Source organism: Segeticoccus sp., from assembly GCF_035708005.1.
Genome location: NZ_DASSTI010000054.1, coordinates 1 through 21986 on the forward strand (window position 1 = coordinate 1; position 21986 = coordinate 21986).

Consider the following 21986-nt stretch of genomic DNA (forward strand, 5'->3'; position numbering starts at 1 on the left):
AACACGGTCGGCGGCTGCGCACCGGAGACGCCGTAGCGTCCGCCGAGCACGAAGAAGGGCACGCCCTGGATCCCGATCTGCCGTGCCTGCGCGATGTCCTCCTGGACAGCAGGAAGGTACTGCTCGCTCTCGAGCGCCGTCCGGATCTCGTCGGCGTCCAGGCCGGCGTCCGTGCCGACGGCAGTGAGCACCGCCAGGTCACCGATGTCCTGTCCGTGCTCGAAGTGGGCAGAGAGCAGCGCGTCCTTGACGCGGTCGGCGACGCCGTGCTCCTTGGCGAGGTGGAGCAGCTGGTGGGCACGGATGCTGTTGGCGACCACGAGGTTGTCGTAGTCGAACTCCAGCCCTTCGCCGAGCGCCTGCTCGGAGACGTAGCCGATCATCTGGCGGACCTGCTCGACCGGCATACCCTTGCGGCTGCTGAGGTACTCGACCTCGCTGCCGTCGAAGTGCTCGGGAAGCGTGGGATCGAGCTGGTAGCTGTGCCAGGTCACCGTGACCTCGTCGCGGTGGGGGAAGTCGGCGAGCGCCTTCTCGAAGCGGCGCTTGCCGATGTAGCACCACGGGCACGCGATGTCGGACCAGATGTCAACGTTCACACTGTGGGCAACGGCGCGGACCCACCATTGCTTCCCGTGCTTCGGTCGTCGGACCGGACCAGCGATGAGATCCGGTGACACGACCGGTCAGCACCGGCAGACTCGTCACCGAGGACGAGGTCGTACCCGGCCACGAAGGGACCGTCATGTCACTCATCACCTGCCTCTGGTTCGACGGCGAGGCCGAGGAGGCCGCGCAGTTCTACACGAGCGTCTTCCCGGACTCCCGCATCACGGGCGTCACCCACAACACCGACGCCGCTCCGGGCGAGAACGGCGCCGTGCTGACCGTCGAGTTCGAGGTGAACGGCCAGCAGTTCGTCGGGCTGAACGGTGGCCCGGCCTTCTCCTTCAGTGAGGCGATCTCCTTCCAGGTCATGTGCAAGGACCAGGCGGAGGTGGACCGCTACTGGGCGATCCTGTCCGAGGGCGGCCAGGAGGGGCCCTGCGGCTGGTTGAAGGACCGCTACGGCCTGTCCTGGCAGGTCGTGCCCGCGGTGCTCCCGCAGCTGCTCAACGATCCGGACCGGGGCCGGGCGGACCGGGCGATGAAGGCCATGATGGGCATGGGCAAGCTCGACATCGCCGGCATCGCAGCGGCGGCCGACGGCGAGCCGGCGCCCGCCCTCTGACGTGCGCCACCATCCTCACGACAGCAGGGCGAGGGCCTCGTCGCACCAGCGCACCAGGTGCTGCAGCGCAAGGCCGCGCTGCTGGTAGAGCCGGTCTGGATCGGCACGCTCGTGGTAGGCCCGCTGCTCCGGCTCGGAGGCCTGCCCCAGCATCAGGGGGAGCAGCCAGGCGTACTTCACCGCGGAGGCCGTGACGCCGAGGCGCACGTCCCGCTCGTCCCCGGACCAGCCTGCCGAGCGCAGGCCGTGCAGGTATGCCGTGAAGCACACCTCGTCGAGCTCGGCGATCCGCTCGGCCGGCCAGAACAGGTCCAGGGTCGCGTCGGGCACGTGGTTGCCCACGTCCTCACCGACCGCCCCGTCGCCGACGTAACCCCAGTCGATGAGGGCGCAGCTGCCCCCCGGCCGGCGGAACTCGTTGCTGACCCACAGGTCGAGGTGGCACAGGGCCCTCGGGAGCCGCTCCATCACCTCGAGCAGGTGAGCGCGGTGGGCCAGGAGCCGCTGCCACCCGTCGCGGAGACCGGCCGGCCAGTGGTTGCGGACGAGTGGCTGCTCCCACGCGGCGTCGTCGTCGACGAGGGCCCACGGCGCGGGTCGAGTGGTGGAGTAGGCCCGCAGGAAGCCCCGGGACATCCACGGTTGCCACGCCGGCTGCCCGGCCGCGTGCCAGCGGCCGAGGCCAGTGACCAGGGCCGCGTGGTCGTCGATCGAGAACGCCGTGCCCGGGGTTCCCCGGAGGTCCTCCAGGCAGAGGGTGGCGCCACGGTCGTCCTCATCGAGGGAGAGGACCACCGGCAGGCCGAGGCCGGCGGCCTCCAGGCCGGCCCGTAGCGCCGGGGTGCGGTAGGCGAGCACCTCCCGGCGCCAGTAGTTCCAGTGTGCGGGGTCGCCTGCCGCGGCCCAGGGCACCTGCGGGTCGGCGAGCCCCTCGGCTCGGCGCAGGCGCTTGACCACGCTCGTCGCGCCGGAGGCGTCGGTGCGGCGCTCCACCGACGCGGTGACCTCGTTGAGCGGGTTGTGCCGCAGCACCTCCCGTCGCACGACCCCGAACGTCACGGCACCGATGATGACGCATCGGGCGGTGCGCAGATGCGAGGAGGGCCGGGCGGTTGCCCGGCCCTCCTCGCGTCAGCGTCGCGGCTCAGCGGATGGGGCTGTGGTCCCGAGACGCCAGGAAGCTCGGTCGCGGAGCGCTGGCGGCGAACGGTTCCACGCAGGCGTTCTCCACCGAGTTGTACACGACGAACAGGTTCGAACGCGGGAAGGGCGTCACGTTGCCGTTCGACGCGTGCATGCAGTTGGAGTCGAACATGGTGGCGCCGCCAGCGGAACCGGTCAGGACGTCGATGCCGTACCGGTCCGCGAAGTCGGTGAGGATCTTCGGGTCGGGAGTCCCGGCTCCCTGCATCACCAGCGACTCCTTGTAGTTGTCGTCCGGGGTGGCCCCGACGCACGAGACGTACTCCCGGTGCGAGCCCGGCATGATCATCAGCGGCCCGTTGAAGGTGTAGTTCTCGGTGAGGGAGACCGAGATGCTGACCGCGCGTGGGGCCGGCATACCGTCCTCGGCGTGCCAGGTCTCGAAGTCGGAGTGCCAGGAGAAGTCCTTGCCGACGAATCCCGGCTTGAAGTTGACCCGGCTCTGGTGGATGGAGACGTCCGAGCCGAGCACCTGTCGGGCACGGTCCACCAGGCGCGGATCGTGCGTGATGCTGCGGAACAGCTCATTCGTGCGGTGCACCTCGAAGACCGAGCGCAACTCGTGGGACGTGGCCTCGACGACGGTGCGCTCGTCGGCCAGGACCTCCCGGTCCTGGCCGAGACGCGACAGCTCGGCTCGCATGGCCTCCACCTCGTCCGGCGTCACGAGGTCCGGGACCTGCACGTAACCCTTCTGGTCCACGCTGGCCAGCCCGTCGGAGCCGAGCGGGCCGTCCGCCGCTCCGCCGAACACGACCGGCCCCTGGCGGCTGATGACGTCGGGTTCGCTGGCGACTCGGGTCGGGTAGGGGTCCGTGGATGGCATGCTGAATTCGACCTCCGTATTGCGTGAGATGGACGACCGGTCAGGTCTCAGGCCGAGACCTGGTCGTCCTCGGTGATCAGGGGATAGACCCCGTTCTCGTCGTGCACTTCCCGGCCGGTCACCGGCGGGTTGAACACGCAGGCGGTGTGAATGTCCTCGTCGGCGATGACCGTGTGCTGGTCGTGTCCGTCGAGCAGGTACATGGTGCCGGGCCGCAGCTCGTGGCGTTCCCCGGTCTCCCGGTTCACCAACGTGCCGCTGCCTTGGTAGACGTAGACGCACTCGACGTGGTTCGCGTACCACATCTCGGTCTCGGTGCCGGCACGCAGCACCGTGTCGTGGAAGGAGAAGCCGACGCCGTCCTTCGCCAGAACGAACCGGCGGCTGCGCCAGTTGCCGTGCTGGACGTCGTTGTCCGTGTCGTTCAGGTCCTCGAGGTGGATGACCTTCATGGGTTCCTTTCGGTTCTGTGGGGGATCAGCGGGTGGTTCGGCGCTGGGACGGTGTCAGGCGGCTCGTGGCAGGACGGCGCGTCCGGAGTCGATGAGGATGTCGAGCCCGCGCTCGAGCTCCTCCTCCGTCACTGTCAGCGGCGGCATCACCTTGAGCACCTCGCTGTCTGGGCCCGACGTCTCGACCAGCAGGCCGCGCTGGAAGGCGGCCGCGGCCAGCTTCTCGGCCACCTCGGTGTCCGGGAAGTGCACGCCGGCGAGCAGTCCCCGTCCCCGGTAGGAGGCGCCGGGGGACAGCGCCGCCAGTCGCTCGAGACCGCCCTGCAGCTGTGCCCCCCGCTGGGCAGCTGCTTGCGCCAGTGCGTCGTCCTGCCAGAACTCGCGCAGGGCGGCCGTGGCCGTGACGAAGGCCGGGTTGAAGCCACGGAAGGTGCCGTTGTGCTCGCCCGGCTCCCACAGGTCGAGCTCAGGGCGCAGCAGCGTGGCGGCGAAAGGAAGTCCCAAGCCGGACAGCGACTTCGACAGGCAGATGATGTCCGGGGTGATCCCGGCGGGCTCGAACGAGAAGAACGTCCCCGTGCGGCCGCAACCGGCCTGGACGTCGTCGACGATCAGCTTGACGTCGAAGCGGCGGCACAGGTCGGCGAGGGCGCGGAGCCACTCCATGCGAGCTGCCTTCAGGCCGCCCTCGCCCTGCACGGTCTCGACGATCACCGCGGCGGGAAGAGACAGGCCGGAGCCGCTGTCCTCCCAGACGCGCTCCAACCACAGGAAGTCGGGGGTGCCACCGTCGAAGTAGTCGTCGTACGGTGCCGGCGTGGCGTGGTAGAGCGGGGTCCCGGCACCCGCACGCTTCATCGAGTTTCCCGTCACGGCAAGGGAACCGAGCGTCATACCGTGGAAGGCGTTCGTGAACGAGACGATGTCCGTGCGGCCGGTCACCTTGCGCGCGATCTTCAACGCGGTCTCCACGGCGTTCGTCCCGGTCGGCCCGGGGAACTGGACCCGGTGGTCCAGGCCCCGTGGCTGCAGGATCGTCTCCTCGAAGGTCTCCAGGAACTCACGCTTGGCGACCGAGTACATGTCGAGCGAGTGGATGACGCCGTCACCGGCGAGGTAGTCCTGCAAGGCCTGCTTGAGTGCCGGGTGGTTGTGCCCGTAGTTGAGGGCACCGGCGCCGGAGAAGAAGTCCAGGTAGCGGGTGCCGTCCTCGGCGACCTGCTCGGCGCCGCGTGCCTGGTCGAAAACGGTCGGCCAGTTGCGGCAGTAGCTGCGGACAACGGACTCACGGCGGTCGAACACCGCTGTATTCATGTCTCTCCTTGTGGGCGGACGGGATGAACCCGTGCCCTGTCGTCAGTGAGCGTGGTTCAGGGGCGCGATGCGGTGCAGGAACTCGGGCTTCCACGGGTCTTCGTCCGGGAACTGGTCGGCCTCGAAGAGGGGGTCGACCGTGTGCTCTGCCCCGTGGCGCCGGGCCAGTCCCGCGAACAGGCTGCGGGAGGCCGGGTTGTCGTCGGTGATCGTGGTCTCCAGCGTGGTCGCGTCGGTCCGCTCCACGAGGTGCTCCAGGAGTCGGGAGGCGACGCCGCGCCCGCGCAGCCGTTCGTCGACGGCGACCTGCCAGACCATGAGCGTCTGCGGCGAGTTCGGGCGACGGAAGCCGGTGACGAAGCCGGCCACCTCGCCGTCGACGTCGGCCACCACGGAAGTGTCGGCGAAGTCGCGGGCCCACAGCAGGTAGGCATAGGGGGGGTTCAGGTCCAGCCGGACGGAATCTCTGGCGACCCGCCACATGCCGGCTCCGTCGCCGACGGCGGGCTGCCGGAGGACCGGCTCGGATTGGGTGGTGGCCTCGGGCAGGGTGTTCTGTCGTGGAGAGGTCATCCCGGCCGACCGTAGCGAGGTTTCGCAGGAAGCCCAAGTTTCGTGCATCAGATCACATCCTTCGTCGCGTCACATTCCCTTGCGATGAGCACGGTTGTGGGAAGCACGAATTCGCTCAGCGGCCGGTTCCTGCGTAGACGACGGCCTCCGCCTCGGTGTCCAGGCCGAAGGCGCGGTGTGCCGCGCGAGTCGCCTCCTCCAGCTGGCCACCCTCGACCACGACGGAGACGCGGATCTCGGAGGTCGAGATGAGGTGCACGGTGACGCCGGCCTCGCTCAGCGCGTGGAACAGCTCGGCGGACACCTCGGCGTTGGAGCGCATGCCGGCGCCCACGACGCTGAGCTTGCCCACCTCGTCGGTGAACGTCACATCGGAGAAGCCGAGCTGGGCCTGGGCCTCCCGCAGGGCCGCCACGGCCTTGCGGCCGTCATCGAGCGGCAGCGCGAACGAGAAGTCGATGTGTCCGGTGTCCACGGCGGTGTGGGTCTGGCCGATCATGTCGACGGTGGAGACCGCCTTGCTCAGCACCGAGAAGATGGTGGCGGCCCGTCCCGCCACGTCCGGCACGTTGACGACCGTGATCTTGCACAGGTCGTCGCTGTGCGTGACTCCGCGAATGACGGGTTCTTCCACCAGGCTCTCCTCGTGTTCGGTTCGTGCGTACTCGGGAATGGCCGCGAGGTCGTCGATCACCCAGGTGCCGGGCCGGTCCGCGAAGCTGGACCGCACGTGCAGCGGAACGCCGAAGCGCCGGGCGAACTCGACCGAGCGCAGGTGCAGGATCTTCGCGCCGTGGGCTGCGAGTTCCAGCGCCTCCTGCGTGGACAGCACCGGCATCTGCTGGGCGCTGGGCACCACCCGAGGATCGGCTGAGTACAGGCCGTCGACGTCGGTGTTGATCTCGCAGACGTCGGCGTCGACGGCCGCGGCGACGGCGACTGCCGTGGTGTCCGAGCCGCCACGGCCCAAGGTCGTGATGTCCTCCTCGGCAGAGGCGCCCTGGAAGCCCGCGATGATCGGGATCCTGCCTGCCTCGAGCGCGGCGCGGATCCGCTTCGGTTCGATGCCGGTGATCTTGGCCTTCCCGAAGTCGTGCGTGGTGCGCAGGCCAGCTTGTACGCCGGTGAGCGACACGGCCGGGCGGCCGAGTTCGCGCACCGCCATGGCGAGCAGGGACATCGAGATGCGCTCACCGGAGGTGAGCAGCATGTCGAGCTCGCGCGGGTCGGGCCGTTGGCTGATGTCGGTGGTCAGGTCGAGCAGGTCATCGGTCGTGTCACCCATCGCCGAGACGACGACAACCACGTCGTGCCCGGCCTCCCGGGTCCGAACGATGCGGCGAGCCACCCGTTTCAGGCTGGCGGAGTCCGCGACCGATGACCCTCCGTACTTCTGGACGACCAAAGCCATTCAGGCTTGCTCCTCGAGAGGTGTCGGGGGTCGGAACGGTCCAACACCCTAACGCGGATGCGAATCGGCGCTTGTTCTCGGCAGGTTCGTGATGGGGAATCAGGGTATCCACACCTTGAGCGAGCGGTTCCCTTGCTGCGTCGTGGAATTCGTGTGCCACTTACTCGAATCACGAGGGGCAGCAACTAGTTTCGGGGAGATCTCCAAGCCACGTCCGCGGGGCCGGAGGGGCCTTCAGCGAGGGGAAGGTCACAATCCTGTCTCGATGGTCCAAGATGGGTCTCGTGTGGCAGCTCCTGGTGGCGACAGCGCTGGCCGTGGCCTCAGGTGCGTTCGCCCAGTCGGTGACCGGCTTCGGCTTCTCGATGGTCGCGATCCCGCTGGTCAGCTTCGTGCTGGGACCGGCGGAGGCGGTCGTCGTGGTCACCGTCGTCGCGTGCCTGCTCACCATCGGGGCGAGCTGGCGCCACCGGGAGGACGTGCAGTGGCCGGTCGCCTCGCGGATGGTGCTGGCCGGTGTGGTCGGGATGCCGCTGGGGCTGGCGGCGCTGACGCTCGTGGACGAACGGCGCCTGGCCATGGGGATCGCTGTCGTGATCGCGGCCTTCGCGGTGCTGACCTTCGTCGGGTTCTCGCTGAAGCGGTCGACGGCCTCCACGGTCGGTGCGGGCCTGACCAGCGGCGCCTTCCTCACGTCGGCCGGTGTCAACGGCCCGCCGCTGGTCGCGGCGCTGCAGGCCATGGGGTTCAGCCCCCGCCAGATGCGGGCCACGTTGCAGGCCACCTTCGCTGTCCAGGACGTGCTCGCCGTGGCCGGGTTCGCCGCGGTGGGGCACGTCGAGGGCCGGACCTGGCTGCTCGCGGCCGTCGGCGTGCCGGGCCTGGTGGTGGGCTGGCTGCTGGGGGAGAAGGTGTTCGACCGGGTCGACCGGCGGACCTTCCGCGGGCTCGTCCTTGTGGTGCTGCTCGTCAGCGCCGTGCTGCTGTTCCTGAACGGGCTCCGGGGCTGACCGCGGTTCGGGCCAGCTCGGCGAAGCGGTGGGCCAGCGGCGCCCAGTCCCGCCGGAGGCGGTCCTCAGCGGCCTCGATCTGGTCAGCGATCGCCTCCACGTCGATGCCGTCCTCGCGTGGGGCCTCCGCGGAGGGCTTGGCGGTCGTCCACGTGCGGAACTGGGCCGGGGAGCACTCGGGGTGGAACTGCAGCCCCCAGGCGTGCTCGCCGAAGCGGGCGGCCTGGACGGTCCCGTCGGGAGAGGTCGCCAACCGGGTAGCGCCCTCGGGAAGCCGGGTCACCACGTCGCCGTTCCACATGATCGCGGGGCAGCCGTCCCCGACCACGCCGAGCAGCGGGTCCACGCGGCCGTCGTCGGTGAGTCGGACCGGGGTGAGCCCGGTCGCTTGGCCGTGGACGTTGCGCTCCACCGTGCCGCCCAGGGCCGCAGCCGCCAGCTGGTGGCCAAGACAGATGCCGAGGAACGGCCGGCCCTGCCGGATCGTGTGGGCGATGAGCTCGCGGGTCGGGGCGAGCCACGGCGCACGATGGTCGTCGTGCGCGCCCATCTCGCCGCCCAGCACGACGAGGCCGAGGATCTCGGCGTCGAGCTCGCCCGGAAGGGGCTCACCACGGTGTCCCAGGACCGCGTCGCAGCGCACGCCGACCTCGGCCCACCACTCACCGAACCACTCGGTCGGGCAGTCGTCCTCGTGCTGGATGACCAGAAGGCGCGCGCTCACCTGCGCAACCTATCTAGACGGTGACACCGATCGCGCTACCGATGCCGTAGGTGACCGCCATGGCGATGGCGCCGCCGAGCACGTTGCGCCAGACCGCGCGGTGCGGGCCCGAGCCGCCCAGTCGCGCGCTGACGACGCCGGTGACGACCAACGCGAGGAGGACGGCGACGAAGGTGATGGGCACCCGCCAGAGCGCCGGCGGGAGCACGATGGCGAACAGCGGCAGCAGCGCCCCGACGGTGAAGGCCACGAAGGAGGCGAGCGCGGCGTGCCAGGGGTTGGTCAGCTCGTCCGGGTCGATGCCGAGCTCGGTCTCCGCGTGGGCGGCCAGCGCATCGTGCTCGGTCAGCTCGTGGGCGACGCGCTCGGCGAGCCCGCGGCTGAGCCCCTTGGCGACGTAGAGCTGGGTGAGTTCCTCCAGCTCCTCCTCGGGCATGGTCCGGAGCTCGTGCCGCTCGAGGGCGAGCAGCGCCTCCTCGCTGTCCCGCTGGGTGCTCACGGAGACGTACTCGCCCACGGCCATGCTCATCGCGCCCGCGACGAGCCCGGCGACGCCGGCGATGAGGATCGGGGTCCGGTTGGTCGTCGCACCGGCCACGCCGACGACCAGCCCGGCCGTGGAGACGATGCCGTCGTTGGCCCCGAGCACCCCCGCCCGCAGCCAGTTGAGCCGTCCGTGGAAGCCGCGCTCGTGCGGCTCGTGCCGGTGGTCAGTGCCCACGGCAGCCGGGCCCCCGACCGAGGTCATGCCGGTCTCTCCTTGGCGTTGGCGCCCAACCGCTGGGCCGCCTGGGCGATCCGGTGGGCGAGCTCGATGTCCAGCTGGGTCAGGCCGCCTTCGGAGTGCGTCGACAGGCGCCACTGCGTCACCTTCCAGCGGATGTCGATGTCCGGGTGGTGGTTCATCTCCTCGGCCTCACCGGCGACCTCGTCCACCAGCCGGATCGCGGTGGGGAAGTCCGGTGCGTCGTAGCTCGCGGTGATCGCCTCGCCGTCGCGCTCCCAGCCGGCGAGCTCGCCGAGCTGCCGGGTGATCTCCTCGTCGGTCAGCAGCCTGCTCATGGCACCAGCCTCGCCCGCGCGCTGTGTGGTTGTCGAGGCAGGTTTGGCTGTCCTGACCAAGGGTGCGTGCGGCAGACTGGCCCCCCGATGTCGTCTTCGTGCCTGCCCGCGCCGCGCCTGGTGGTCGGTGCGGCGATCGTCGACGACCTCAGCCACCCCGCGCGCCTGCTGGCAGCCCGTCGCACCGAGCCGCCCGCCCTCGCCGGTGGCTGGGAGCTGCCCGGCGGCAAGGTGGAGCCGGGGGAGCAACTGCGCGCGGCGTTGCACCGCGAGGTCCGCGAGGAGCTGGGCGTGTCGATCCGGCTCGGCGCCGAAGTCCACGGGCCGCGGGACGGCGGTTGGCCGCTGGGGGACCGCTTCCTCATGTACGTCTGGTTGGCCGAGGTCGTCGCCGAGGAGCCCCGCCCGATCGAGGACCACGACGCGGTGCGCTTCCTGCCCCGGTCCGAGCTGTATGCCGTGCCTTGGCTCCCTGCCGACCTGCCGGTCGTGCGCGCGGTCGAGCCGTACCTGTGGGACGAAGGGGGCTCCGCGGGCTGAGAGAATGCGGGCCATGCCCCTTCAGACCCGCGGTGACATCCGCAACGTCGCCATCGTCGCCCACGTCGACCACGGCAAGACCACGCTCGTCGACGCCATGCTCAAGCAGTCCGGCGCGTTCGGCGGCCACCAGACGGAAGGCACCGACCTCGACCGGGTCATGGACACCGGCGACCTCGAGCGTGAGAAGGGCATCACGATCCTCGCCAAGAACACGGCGATCCACTACGCCGGACCGTCGGCGGACGCCGCCGGCCAGCCGGACGGCGTCACCATCAACATCATCGACACCCCCGGGCACGCCGACTTCGGCGGCGAGGTGGAGCGCGGCCTGTCCATGGTCGACGGTGTCGTCCTGCTCGTGGACGCCTCCGAGGGACCCCTGCCGCAAACCCGGTTCGTGCTCCGCAAGGCGCTCACGGCTCGGCTCCCGGTGATCCTGTGCATCAACAAGGTGGACCGCCCCGACTCCCGGATCGCCGAGGTGGTCGACGAGGTCTACGAGCTGTTCATGGACCTCCTGCCCGAGGACTCGGGCGACGCCGCCGAGGCCCTGGACTTCCCCGTGGTCTATGCCTCGGCACGCGCCGGGCGGGCCGGCCTCGACCGCCCCGCCGACGGCGAGGTGCCCGAGGCCAAGGACCTCGAGGAGCTCTTCGCGACGATCCTGCAGACCATCCCCGCCCCGTCGTATGACGACCACGCGCCGCTGCAGGCCCACGTCACCAACCTCGACTCCTCGCCGTTCCTCGGCCGGCTCGCGCTGTGCCGCGTGCACAACGGCACGATCCGCAAGGGGCAGCAGGCGGCGTGGTGCCGCCACGACGGGAGCGTCCAGCGGGTGAAGATCACCGAGCTGCTGATGACCGAGGCGCTGGACCGCAAGCCGGCCGAGTCGGCCGGACCGGGGGACATCATCGCGCTCGCCGGCATCCCGGACATCACCATCGGCGAGACCATCGCCGACCCCGAGGACCCCCGTCCGCTGCCGCTCATCACGGTCGACGAGCCCGCCATCTCGATGACCATCGGGACGAACACCTCCCCGATGGCGGGGCGCGTCAAGGGCGCGAAGGTCACCGCCCGGCTGGTCAAGGACCGGCTCGACCGCGAGCTCGTCGGCAACGTGTCGATCCGGGTGCTGCCCACCGAGCGGCCGGACGCCTGGGAGGTGCAGGGCCGTGGCGAGCTGGCGCTGGCGATCCTCGTGGAGCAGATGCGCCGCGAGGGCTACGAGTTGACCGTCGGCAAGCCCCAGGTGGTCACCAAGGAGGTCAACGGGAAGCTGCACGAGCCGGTCGAGCGGATGACCATCGACGCCCCCGAGGAGTTCCTCGGCGGCATCACCCAGCTGCTCGCGGCCCGCAAGGGCCGGATGGAGCAGATGACCAACCACGGCACGGGCTGGGTCCGCATGGAGTTCCTCGTGCCCTCCCGGGGCCTCATCGGCTTCCGGACCGACTTCCTGACCGAGACGCGCGGCACCGGCATCGCCCACCACGTCTTCGAGGGCTACGAGCCCTGGGCGGGCGAGCTGCGGACCCGGCTCACCGGCTCCCTGGTCGCCGACCGGGCGGGTGCCGCGACGTCCTACGCGATGTTCAACCTCCAGGAGCGTGGCGTGCTCTTCGTGGGGCCGACCACGGAGGTCTACGAGGGCATGGTGGTGGGGGAGAACTCCCGGGCGGACGACATGGACGTCAACATCACCAAGGAGAAGAAGCTGACCAACGTCCGCTCCTCCACGGCCGATGTGCTCGAGCGATTGGTGCCGCCCCGGGTGATGAGCCTGGAGCAGTCGCTGGAGTTCTGCCGGGAGGACGAGTGCGTCGAGGTGACGCCCGAGGGCGTGCGCATCCGCAAGGTCGTCCTGGACCAGCACGAGCGGGCCAAGGCCGCGGCCCGAGCGCGGCGTTGACCGCCGTCGGGAACACACCCGGCGCTCCCGGTCCGGCACTTTACCGAATCTTTACCATTTCTTGACGCGGGGCTGACCACGTGGGGGGCTGGCGTGACGGAGGAAACAGGAGTTATCGTTCCCGACGGCCCATGCGCGACAGAGTCGTCATGAGGACACGGGCGGGAGACGTTTTTGCAACGAATCGGCGTCCGAGGCCTTGCGTTCTGTCACACGTGGCCTACAGTTCCACCGGTGTCTGGTCGGATCGGCGGCCGTGCGCCTACCGCTCGGGGTCGACACTCGGACGGGCTGACGAGCGTTCCCAAGAGGGTTCAGGAGACAACCACACATGTCCCTAGGGCAGTTCGAGGCCTCTGAGGCCTCCGAAGTCGAGGAGTCGACCAGCGCCGCTGGTGGAGGCTCGACTGCGATCAGGGGCCGCTCCCCGTGGCAGCTGGCCCGCGCGCGGTTCCGGCGCGACAAGGTCTCGATGGTCGCCCTCGTGGTGACCGTGCTGTTCGTCCTCCTCGGCATCGCGGCACCCATCCTGGTGCGGGCCGGCGTCCTGGACCCGTACGGCCAGCACCAGAGCCTGCTCGGCGGGCTCGGCTCGCTGCCCACCGGACCGTTCGGCGGTGCGAGCCTGCAGCACCCGCTCGGCGTGGAGCCCGGCACCGGGCGTGACCTGCTCGCCCGGATCGTGTACGGCCTGGCGTCATCGCTGTTCATCGGGGCGGTGGCCACCGCCTTCTCGATCATCATCGGCACCGTCGTCGGCATCATCGCCGGCTTCAGCGGTGGCTGGATCGACACGGCGCTCGGCCGGCTGATGGACCTGGTGCTCGCGTTTCCCCAGCTGCTCATGCTGCTCGCGCTGTCCATCGTGGTCATCGACCGCCTGGTGGCGATGGGCATCCCCAGCGGCAACCCGTCGCACTTCACCTACGTGATCCTCGTCCTGGGCATCTTCGGCTGGCCCTACTTCGCGCGCATCATCCGCGGTCAGGTGCTGTCGATCCGCAGACGGGAGTTCGTCGAGGCGGCGGAGTCCCTCGGTGCCCGTGGCCCGCGCATCTGGTTCACCGAGATCCTGCCGAACATCTGGGCGCCGATCCTCGTCTACGTGAGCCTCCTGCTGCCCCAGTACATCGCGGCCGAAGCGGCCCTGGCGTTCCTCGGGGTGAGCGTGCAGCCACCCACGCCCACCTTGGGCAACGTGCTCACCGACTCGGTCAACTACGCCGGTGTCGACCCCATCTTCTTCTGGGCGCCAGGCGCCATGCTGGTGCTGCTCGTGTTGGCCTTCAACCTCCTCGGCGACGGACTGCGGGACGCCTTGGACCCCAAGACCGATCGGCACTGACAGACTCACCCTCACCGACCATCAGGTCACACCACACCGCAACACCGCCAGCACCGGCGGACTCACAGGAAGAGGAATCAATGAAGCGCACGAAGACAAGGGCGCTCACCGTGGCGCTCTCCGGCGTCCTGGTCGCCGGGCTGGCCGCCTGCAGCGGCGGCGGGACGAGCACCGGGAGCAACACGACCGGGGGATCGGGCAACTCGGGCAGCTCCGGGTCGACCCAGGCAGCGGGCAAGAAGGGCGGGACGCTCTACTACTACACGAGCCGTAACGCCGAGCACTACGACCCGCAGCGCACCTACATCGGCCGCGACATCGCCAACGAGTCGCGCATGGTCTACCGCACCCTGACCACGTTCCCGTCCGCGGACGGCGACGCCTCCCTGAAGCTGGTCCCCGACCTGGCGACCGACACCGGCAAGGCGAGCAACGGCAACAAGACCTGGACCTTCACCATCAAGAAGGGCCAGAAGTGGCAGGACGGCAAGGACATCACCTGCCAGGACTTCCAGTACGGCATCTCGCGGACCTTCGCGACCGATGTCATCACCGGTGGCCCGAACTACGCCATCCAGTTCCTCGACATCCCGCAGAACGCCGACGGCTCCTCGAAGTACCCGGGTCCGTACAAGGCGAAGCCGGCCCAGCAGAAGATGTTCGACAAGGCGGTGGCCTGCAGCGGCAACACCATCACCTTCCACCTGAACCGGCCGGTTCCGGACTTCAACCAGGCCGTCTACCTGCCCGCCTTCGCGCCCTACCGCAAGGACCAGGACCACGGAGACAAGTCGAACTTCGACGTGTTCTCCGACGGCCCGTACAAGCTGCAGGGCAAGTGGAACGAGGGTGGCACCAACACCTTCGTGCGCAACCCCGAGTGGAAGCCGGACGGCATCCGCAAGGCCCTCCCGGACAAGATCGTCATCACGGAGGGCATGGAGGACGAGGTCATCGCCCAGAAGCTCATCGCGGACCAGGGCAATGACAAGTTCGCCGTGACCGACCGGTCGGTGCCGGCGCCGTTCATCCCCAAGGTGATCTCCAACCCGAACGCCAAGGACCGGGCCACCAACCCGAACTCGCCGTTCAACAGCTACCTGCTGCCGAACTTCAAGAGCAAGGTCATGCAGAACAAGGCGGTGCGTGAGGCGCTGCTGGTCGCCACCGACAAGAAGGCGGCCTCGACCGCGCTCGGCACGGCGGTCAGCAACCCGAACTCGCTGTCCATCGTCAACCCGGCCCTCAAGGGCAACTGGAACAGCAACCCGTACAACACGACGGTGTCCGGTGACCCGGCCAAGGCCAAGAAGATCCTGCAGAAGGCCGGCGTGAAGATGCCGGTGCCGATCACCTACATCTACAGCCGCGGGAGCAACCAGACCGACAAGCAGGCCGCTGCGCTGCAGGAAGGGTGGCAGAAGGCAGGCTTCAAGGTCTCGCTGGACCCGCAGACCCAGAACTACTACACGATCATCCAGGACCCGTCGAAGGCGAGTCAGTGGGACGTGTGCTGGGGTGGCTGGGGTGCTGACTGGCCGAGCGCGTCGACCGTCATCCCGCCGCTGTTCGACTCCCGGGTCAACCTGAACAAGTCGAGCAACGGCCAGGACTACGGCGCCTACGCCAACCCGCAGGTGAACAAGGCGATCGACGCGTCGTACAACACCAGCAGCCCGGAGGAGCAGGCCAAGGCGCTGGAGAAGGTCGACGACATGCTCAAGAAGGACGTCGCCTACGTCCCGCTGGACATCACGAAGTTCTTCCTGATCCGTGGTTCCGGCATCACCGGCTGGGTCGACAACAAGGCCTTCGCCGACTACCCGGACCTGGGCGCCATCGGGGTCTCCGGCTCCTGAGCCGTCTGACCGCACCCGCGTCGTGGCCGGCCCACCAGCACGGTGGGCCGGCCACGGCCGGGCCTGCGGGCGGCGACAGCGCCGCAACGCAGGATCCAGCACCACCGCAACAAGCCCGAACAATGCCCCTGTGAAGGCCCCCCTGAAGTGAGGTGAAGTCCCCGCCGTGGCGGGGACGACCGGATGATCTACTACATCATCAGGCGAGTCATCGCGGCCATCATCATGATCGCGGTGATCAGCGTCGTCGTGTTCGCCCTGTTCTACGCGATGCCGGCCAACCCCGCCCGGTTGTCGTGCGGCAAGACCTGCACCGAGGCGCAGGTCCAGGCGAACCGGCACTACCTCGGGTACGACAAGCCCCTGGTCACGCAGTACAGCGAGTTCATGCAGGGCATCTTCCAGGGGCGCAAGTTCCCGGATGACAAGGCCTTCCAGGAGCGGAACCCGGACAAGGTGACCAACTGCCCGGCTCCCTGCCTCGGCTACTCGCCGTCGCGCACCTCGCTGGTCTCCTCCTACATCGCGCAGCGCTGGCCGGTGTCGGTCTCCATCGCGATCGGTGCCTTCGTCATCTGGCTGGGCGTCGGCGTGGGCTTCGGCATCATCGCCGCCCTCACGCGCGGCAAGTTCCTCGACCGCCTGCTGGTCACGTCCTCGCTGATCGTGTACTCGTTCCCGACCTTCTTCCTCGGGTTGATCATCTACACGTACGCGAGCATCCAGTACAGCATCCTGCCCGCACCCAACTACGTGTCCTTCTTCCAGAGTCCGGTGGACTGGGCCAAGGGCCTGATCATGGCCTGGATCGTGCTCGCCGCGGTCTACGCGGCCGCCTACATCCGGCTCACGCGAAGTTACATGCTCGAGACGATGGGGGAGGACTATCTCCGCACGGCTCGAGCCAAGGGAGTCGGGACACGCTCGATCATCTTCAAGCACACCCTGCGGGCCGCGCTCACGCCCATCGTGACGGTGGCCGGCCTGGACCTCGGTGTCGTGCTCGCCGGCACGGTCATCATGGAGCAGGTCCTCAACTACCAGGGGCTCGGGCGGGCCGCGGTGGACGCCACCACCCAGTTCGACCTGCCGATGATCGTCGGCATCGTCCTCGTCTCCTCGACCCTGATCGTCGTGGCGAACCTCGTGGTGGACGTGCTCTACGGCGTCATCGACCCCCGGGTCAGGCTGACGTGACGCCCTCCGCGCGCGACACTGACAGCACCACCCCCACAGGGAGACCACTGATGTCCACATCCACCACCACGGAGCCGACGCGGGCGGCGGACGCCGACGGAGCGCCGTTCCTCTCGGTGGAGGACCTGCACGTGCAGTTCGCCACCTCCGACGGCGTCGTCAAGGCCGTCGACGGCGTCAACTTCACCCTCGAGCGGGGCAAGACCCTCGGCATCGTCGGCGAGTCCGGTTCCGGCAAGTCGGTGACCAGCCAGTCGATCCTGCGCCTGCACCAGGGCAAGAACACCAAGATGTCCGGGCGGATCGTGCTCGACGGTGAGGACCTGCTCACCCTCCCCGAGTCGCGGATGCGCAGCCTGCGGGGCAGCAAGATGGCGATGATCTTCCAGGACCCGCTGTCCGCGCTGCACCCCTACTACACGATCGGCAACCAGCTGGTCGAGGCGATCCGGGTGCACCAGCACATCTCGAAGTCGGCGGCCAAGACCCGCGTCGTGGACATGCTCGGCCGGGTCGGCATCCCGAACCCGAAGCGCCGGTTCGACCAGTACCCGCATGAGTTCTCCGGCGGTATGCGGCAGCGCGCCATGATCGCCATGGCGCTCGTCAACGACCCGTCACTGCTCATCGCCGACGAGCCGACGACCGCCCTCGACGTGACCGTCCAGGCGCAGATCCTCGAGCTGATGAACGACCTGCAGGAGGAGTTCGGCTCGGCGATCATCATGATCACCCACGACCTCGGAGTCGTCGCGGACGTCGCCGACGACGTCCTGGTGATGTATGCCGGTCGCTGCGTCGAGCAGGGCAGCGTCGACGAGCTGTTCTACAACCCGCAGATGCCCTACACGGTCGGCCTGCTGGCCTCCATGCCGCGGCTCAACGAGACCCGCAAGGAGCGGCTCGACCCGATCCCCGGCAACCCGCCGTCGCTGATCAACCCCCCGAGCGGGTGCACGTTCCACCCGCGCTGCCCCTACCGCGACCTCGTCCCGGACGACCTGTGCCGGAAGAAGGAGCCCGAGCTGATCGCGACGATCCCGGGCCACCTGTCGCGCTGCCACATCGCCCCCGAGAAGCGCGCCGCGGCGTTCGCGCCCGCGCTGAACCGGGGCGCGTCCGGAGGTGACGCCGAATGACCACCGCCCCGACGACCGACCGTTCCGGGTCGACGTCCACGGAGAGCCGCGAGGAGGTCCTGCGGGTCACCAGCCTGCAGAAGTACTTCGCCCAGAAGAAGCCGGGCCTCATCCCCCGGGCGGATGCCCCGGTCCGTGCGGTCGACGGCGTGGACCTCGTCGTCCACCGCGGGGAGACCGTCGGTCTCGTCGGTGAGTCCGGCTGCGGCAAGTCCACCGCCGGGCGCACCATGCTCAAGCTGCTGCAGCCCACCGGGGGCAAGATCGAGTTCCTCGGTGAGGACGTGACCGATGTCAAGGGCCGCCGGTTGCGCCGGCTGCGCCGCGACATGCAGATGGTCTTCCAGGACCCCTACGGCTCGCTGAACCCGCGGCACACGGTTGGCAAGATCATCGCCGCGCCCTACGACATCCAGGGCATCAAGCCGTCGGGAGGCGTGCGCAAGACGGTTCAGGAGCTCATGGAGCGGGTGGGGCTCAACCCCGAGCACTACAACCGCTACCCCCACGAGTTCTCCGGTGGCCAGCGACAGCGCATCGGGGTGGCCCGGGCCATCGCCCTCGGCCCCGACCTGATCGTCTGCGACGAGCCGGTCTCCGCGCTCGACGTGTCGATCCAGGCGCAGGTCGTCAACCTGCTCGAGGACATCCAGGACGAGCGCAACCTGTCCTACATCTTCATCGCCCACGACCTCTCGGTCGTCCGCCACATCTCCGATCGCGTGGTCGTGATGTACCTCGGCAAGGTGATGGAGGAGGCCGACCGCGACACGCTCTACGAGCACCCGCTGCACCCCTACACGCACGCGCTGATGTCGGCCGTGCCCGTCCCCGACCCTCGGCACGCCGCGCAGCGCGAGCGGATCATCCTCACCGGCGACCTGCCCAGCCCGCAGAACCCGCCCTCGGGGTGCGTCTTCCGGACGCGCTGCCCGAAGGCGCAGCAGAAGTGCGCCGACGAGGTGCCGCTGCCGATCGAGCTCGCTCCGGGGCACCGGGTGGCCTGCCACTTCCCCGAGGAGCGCTCCGTCATCTAGTGGCTCCCGCGACGACCCCACGGGGGCGGGACCTGACGGCCGGGCTGGGCACGCGCCCCGCCCGGCTGCTCTTCGTCCACGCCCATCCCGACGACGAGACCCTGGCCACCGGCGTGGCCATGGCCCACCACGTCCTCGCCGGGGACGAGGTGCACCTGCTCACCTGCACCCTGGGGGAGGAGGGCGAGGTCATCCCGGCCGAGCTCAAGCACCTCGAGCTGGAGCAGGGCGCCCCCCGCCCCGCCGACCAGCAGGACCCCCTCGCCGCGGTCCGCCAGGAAGAGCTGCGCCGGGCCATGGCGGTGCTGGGGGTCACCTCGCACCAGGTGTTGGGCGCCGACCCCGCACGCGGGGTCACCTCCCGCTACCGGGACTCCGGTATGGCCGGCACGCCCAGTGCCGCTCACCCACGCGCCTTCGTGCGCGCCGACCCGGGTGAGGCGGCCGGTCTCGTCGCCGCGCAGGTGCGCCGGCTGCGCCCCGACGTCGTCGTCACCTACGACGCCCACGGTGGCTACGACCACCCCGACCACATCCAGACCCACCGGGTCACCGTGGCCGCGGTGGCCGCGCTGCCGGAGCGGGAGCGACCGCTGCTGTTCGGCACCTTCACCCCGCGCAGCTGGGCCGAGGAGGACCGCGGCTGGGTGCGGGAGCACGTCGAGGCGGGGGCAGACGGCATACTGCTGCCGGAGGCGGACGCGGCATACCCGTCCTCGGTGGTGCCGGACGAGGTGGTGACCCACCGGATCCTCGACGCCGCTGCCGAGGCGCGGCGAACCCGCGCGCTGCGCGAGCACCGCACTCAAGTCCGGGTGTTCGACGGCTACTACGCTCTGTCCAATGACCTCGCTGCACGTCTGTCCGGGAGGGAGGGCTACGCGGTGCTCGACCCGACGTCGGGGGCCCCGGTGGACGCCCGATGAGTGAGCCCTTGCGCACCCGCGAGCCAGTCCCGGCACCGGACACGGACCACTACCGCCGCGCGATGGGGCGCTTCGCCAGCGGGGTCACCGTCGTCACGACCTTCGCCGGTGGGCTCGACCACGCGATGACCGCCAACGCCCTCGCGTCGGTGTCCCTCGACCCGATCCTCCTGCTCGTCTGCGTGGAGCGCGACGCCCGGTTCCACGACGCGGTCGAGGAGGCCGGTGTGTGGGGGGTGAGCATCCTGCCCGCCCGTGCTCGCGCGACCGCCGACTGGCTCTCCAGCCGCGGCCGGCCGCTGCACGGACAGCTGGACCGGATCGAGCACCACCCGGGGCCGGTCACCGGCGTCGCGCTGCTCGACGACGCGCTGGCGCACTTCGAGTGCCGCACGACCGACCTGCACCCGGCCGGGGACCACAGCATCGTCGTCGGTGAGGTGGTGTCGGTCTTCACCCCCGACCACACCGAGGACGCACTGCTGTACTACCGCGGCCGTTACGGGCGGCTGACATGAGCCGGCGGGGTGGGACGGGCCGCGGCGTGTGGGGCAAGGTGCTGCTGCGCCTGGTCGTGACGCTGGCCGTCCTGGGGGCGGCCTACGTGGGGCTGGCCTACTACCTCGGCGGCCACGTGCCCTCGGGCACGTCGGTTCAGGGCGTCGACATCGGCGGGATGACCGAGCAGCGGGCCGCCCAGACGCTGCAGAGCGCCCTGCACGACCGGGCGACCCAGCCGGTGACCCTCAAGGTGGTGGACGACACCGTCGCGATCGACCCGCAGCGGGCCGGCCTACGGCTGGACATCCCGGCGACGTTGCGGGGCCTCACCGGCGTGACCTACGACCCGCACCTGGTGTGGCAGCACCTCACCGGCCAGGGGGAGCAGGAGCCGCTCAAGGTCTCCGTCGACGGGCGGGCCCTGCGCCACCAGCTCGACCAGGTCGCCCGCAAGGTGCACACCAAGGTCAAGGAGGGGTCGATCGCGTTCAACGACGGGGCGGTCAAGGTCACCCTGCCGCGCCAGGGCCGCTCGCTCGACGTCGCCGAGACCGCGCAGCAGATCCGGGGCGCGTGGCCGCGGCAGGCCCAGATCACCGCGTCGGTCGACGTGAGCCAGCCGAAGCTCTCGGCCCGGCAGCTGAAGAAGGCGGCCCACGACCTCGCCGCGCCGGCCGTCTCCGGCCCGGTGACGATCCGCTCGGGCAGCCACCACACCCAGCTGACGCCCGTCCAGCTCGGCCGGTTGCTCACCGTCGAGCGCGGTGCCGACGGCACCCCCGAGCTGAAGCTGGACGGCAAGCAGCTCCTCCAGCAGGTGCGCGCGCAGGCTCCGGACATGGAACGGCAGGCGGTCAACGCGACCGTGCGACTCGTCGGCGGCCGTCCGCGCGTCATCCCCGGGCACGACGGCCGGCAGCTGCAGCAGGACCAGCTGCAGCGGGCAGTGCTGAAGGCGGTGCACGGCACGAAGGGCCGCGTCGCCACGGTCGGCACCAAGCGGGTCAAGCCGTCGGTGACGACCGCCCAGGCCAAGGGCTGGGGGATCAACGAGGTCATCTCCAGCTTCCGCAGCCGGTTCCCCGTCGGCGGCGAGGAGAACGACCTGCGCACCCACAACATCGCCACCGCGCTGCGCCACATCAACGGCACCGTGGTCAAGCCGGGCGAGCAGTTCAGCCTCATCGGCATCCTCGGGGAGACCACCAAGGCGAAGGGCTACGTCAAGGCGGGGGTGATCCAGAACGGCCGGCTCGTCCTGGGCTGGGGCGGCGGCATCTCGCAGGTGTCGACCACCGTGTTCAACACGTCCTGGTTCGCGGGCGTCCAGCTCGACGAGCACACCCCGCACTCGTACTACATCCCCCGCTACCCGGTCGGCCGCGAGGCGACCATGTGGAACCCCACGATCGACAACAAGTGGACCAATGACACCGGTCACGGGATCCTCATCCAGACCTACATCAGCGGCGACGAGGTCGTGATGAAGTACTGGGGCACCGACGTGTTCACCGTCGAGACGCACACCGGTCCCCGACGCAACATCGTGCCGCCCAAGACGATCGTCGACCACGACGGGCAGTGCCTGCCGGAGTACCCGATGGAGGGCTTCGACATCACCGTCACCCGCACCGTGCGCCGGGGCGGTCAGGTGGTCGACCACAACGTCTTCAACACCCACTACATCCCGGAGAACCGCGTCATCTGCGCCGGGTGAG

Annotated in this window: 22 protein-coding genes; 12 read left to right on the forward strand and 10 right to left on the reverse strand. The window is 69.6% G+C overall.

Features of this window, described 5'->3' with window-relative positions:
- Positions 1-599: DsbA family oxidoreductase (locus VFL99_RS05960; RefSeq protein ID WP_325105415.1), on the reverse strand; the 599-nt coding region annotated here is incomplete at its 3' end.
- A gap of 74 nt (positions 600-673) precedes the next feature.
- Here VFL99_RS05960 and VFL99_RS05965 point away from each other — a divergent pair.
- A complete protein-coding gene (locus VFL99_RS05965) occupies positions 674-1231 on the forward strand; it encodes a VOC family protein (protein ID WP_325105416.1) in 558 nt (185 codons plus the stop codon).
- Positions 1232-1246: 15 nt separating this feature from the next.
- On the opposite strand, the gene VFL99_RS05970 is transcribed toward VFL99_RS05965, so the two are convergent.
- From VFL99_RS05970 to VFL99_RS05995, 6 genes are all read right to left on the reverse strand, one after another.
- The gene (locus tag VFL99_RS05970; protein WP_325105417.1) at positions 1247-2290 is read right to left on the reverse strand and encodes an aminoglycoside phosphotransferase/kinase family protein; all 1044 of its coding nucleotides are present in this window, start codon (positions 2288-2290) and stop codon (positions 1247-1249) included.
- Between the two features lie 85 nt (positions 2291-2375).
- A complete protein-coding gene (thpD, locus tag VFL99_RS05975) occupies positions 2376-3260 on the reverse strand; it encodes an ectoine hydroxylase (protein ID WP_325105418.1) in 885 nt (294 codons plus the stop codon).
- Between the two features lie 47 nt (positions 3261-3307).
- Positions 3308-3712, reverse strand: a complete 405-nt coding sequence (locus VFL99_RS05980) for an ectoine synthase (protein ID WP_325105419.1) — start codon at positions 3710-3712, stop codon at positions 3308-3310.
- A gap of 54 nt (positions 3713-3766) precedes the next feature.
- Positions 3767-5026, reverse strand: a complete 1260-nt coding sequence (gene ectB, locus VFL99_RS05985; RefSeq protein ID WP_325105420.1) for a diaminobutyrate--2-oxoglutarate transaminase — start codon at positions 5024-5026, stop codon at positions 3767-3769.
- Between the two features lie 42 nt (positions 5027-5068).
- Positions 5069-5599 carry a diaminobutyrate acetyltransferase gene (gene ectA / locus VFL99_RS05990; protein WP_325105421.1) on the reverse strand — a complete coding sequence of 177 codons (531 nt, stop codon included), beginning with the start codon at positions 5597-5599 and terminating at the stop codon, positions 5069-5071.
- A gap of 115 nt (positions 5600-5714) precedes the next feature.
- Positions 5715-7010, reverse strand: coding sequence for an aspartate kinase (locus VFL99_RS05995; protein ID WP_325105422.1), 1296 nt, complete (start codon positions 7008-7010; stop codon positions 5715-5717).
- 284 nt (positions 7011-7294) lie between these two features.
- On the opposite strand from VFL99_RS05995, the gene VFL99_RS06000 reads away from it, so the two are divergent.
- Positions 7295-8020 carry a sulfite exporter TauE/SafE family protein gene (locus VFL99_RS06000; protein WP_325105423.1) on the forward strand — a complete coding sequence of 242 codons (726 nt, stop codon included), beginning with the start codon at positions 7295-7297 and terminating at the stop codon, positions 8018-8020.
- On the opposite strand, the gene VFL99_RS06005 is transcribed toward VFL99_RS06000, so the two are convergent.
- Genes VFL99_RS06005 through VFL99_RS06015 form a run of 3 tightly spaced genes read right to left on the reverse strand, consistent with a single transcriptional unit; the run spans position 7980 to position 9806 of the window.
- Positions 7980-8744 carry a type 1 glutamine amidotransferase gene (locus tag VFL99_RS06005; protein WP_325105424.1) on the reverse strand — a complete coding sequence of 255 codons (765 nt, stop codon included), beginning with the start codon at positions 8742-8744 and terminating at the stop codon, positions 7980-7982. The two genes, VFL99_RS06000 and VFL99_RS06005, sit on opposite strands and share 41 nt — an antisense overlap.
- 13 nt (positions 8745-8757) lie before the next feature.
- Positions 8758-9492: a VIT1/CCC1 transporter family protein gene (locus VFL99_RS06010; protein ID WP_325105425.1), complete on the reverse strand. Its 735-nt coding sequence runs from the start codon at positions 9490-9492 to the stop codon at positions 8758-8760.
- Positions 9489-9806, reverse strand: coding sequence for a 4a-hydroxytetrahydrobiopterin dehydratase (locus VFL99_RS06015; protein WP_325105426.1), 318 nt, complete (start codon positions 9804-9806; stop codon positions 9489-9491). The genes VFL99_RS06010 and VFL99_RS06015 overlap by 4 nt, the downstream gene beginning before the upstream one ends.
- Positions 9807-9893: 87 nt before the next feature.
- Between VFL99_RS06015 and VFL99_RS06020 the strand changes: the two genes are divergently transcribed.
- From VFL99_RS06020 to VFL99_RS06065, 10 genes are all read left to right on the forward strand, one after another.
- Positions 9894-10346 carry a (deoxy)nucleoside triphosphate pyrophosphohydrolase gene (locus tag VFL99_RS06020; protein ID WP_325105427.1) on the forward strand — a complete coding sequence of 151 codons (453 nt, stop codon included), beginning with the start codon at positions 9894-9896 and terminating at the stop codon, positions 10344-10346.
- 13 nt (positions 10347-10359) lie between these two features.
- Positions 10360-12264, forward strand: coding sequence for a translational GTPase TypA (typA, locus tag VFL99_RS06025; protein ID WP_325105428.1), 1905 nt, complete (start codon positions 10360-10362; stop codon positions 12262-12264).
- Between the two features lie 331 nt (positions 12265-12595).
- Positions 12596-13609: an ABC transporter permease gene (locus VFL99_RS06030; protein WP_325105429.1), complete on the forward strand. Its 1014-nt coding sequence runs from the start codon at positions 12596-12598 to the stop codon at positions 13607-13609.
- An 80-nt stretch (positions 13610-13689) separates the two neighbouring features.
- Positions 13690-15468 (forward strand): ABC transporter substrate-binding protein, encoded by a 1779-nt coding sequence (locus tag VFL99_RS06035; protein WP_325105430.1) that lies wholly within the window; start codon positions 13690-13692, stop codon positions 15466-15468.
- Between the two features lie 183 nt (positions 15469-15651).
- On the forward strand, positions 15652-16665 hold the full coding sequence (locus tag VFL99_RS06040; RefSeq protein ID WP_325105431.1) for an ABC transporter permease: 1014 nt from the start codon (positions 15652-15654) through the stop codon (positions 16663-16665).
- A 50-nt stretch (positions 16666-16715) separates the two neighbouring features.
- Positions 16716-17804, forward strand: a complete 1089-nt coding sequence (locus VFL99_RS06045) for an ABC transporter ATP-binding protein (protein WP_325105432.1) — start codon at positions 16716-16718, stop codon at positions 17802-17804.
- Positions 17801-18841 carry an ABC transporter ATP-binding protein gene (locus VFL99_RS06050; RefSeq protein ID WP_325105433.1) on the forward strand — a complete coding sequence of 347 codons (1041 nt, stop codon included), beginning with the start codon at positions 17801-17803 and terminating at the stop codon, positions 18839-18841. Before VFL99_RS06045 ends, VFL99_RS06050 begins: the two co-directional genes overlap by 4 nt.
- The gene (gene mshB / locus VFL99_RS06055) at positions 18841-19767 is read left to right on the forward strand and encodes an N-acetyl-1-D-myo-inositol-2-amino-2-deoxy-alpha-D-glucopyranoside deacetylase (protein WP_325105434.1); all 927 of its coding nucleotides are present in this window, start codon (positions 18841-18843) and stop codon (positions 19765-19767) included. The genes VFL99_RS06050 and mshB overlap by 1 nt, the downstream gene beginning before the upstream one ends.
- Positions 19764-20285 (forward strand): flavin reductase family protein, encoded by a 522-nt coding sequence (locus VFL99_RS06060; protein WP_325105435.1) that lies wholly within the window; start codon positions 19764-19766, stop codon positions 20283-20285. Before mshB ends, VFL99_RS06060 begins: the two co-directional genes overlap by 4 nt.
- A complete protein-coding gene (locus VFL99_RS06065; protein WP_325105436.1) occupies positions 20282-21985 on the forward strand; it encodes a VanW family protein in 1704 nt (567 codons plus the stop codon). The genes VFL99_RS06060 and VFL99_RS06065 overlap by 4 nt, the downstream gene beginning before the upstream one ends.
- The last annotated feature ends 1 nt before the right edge of the window (position 21986 follow it).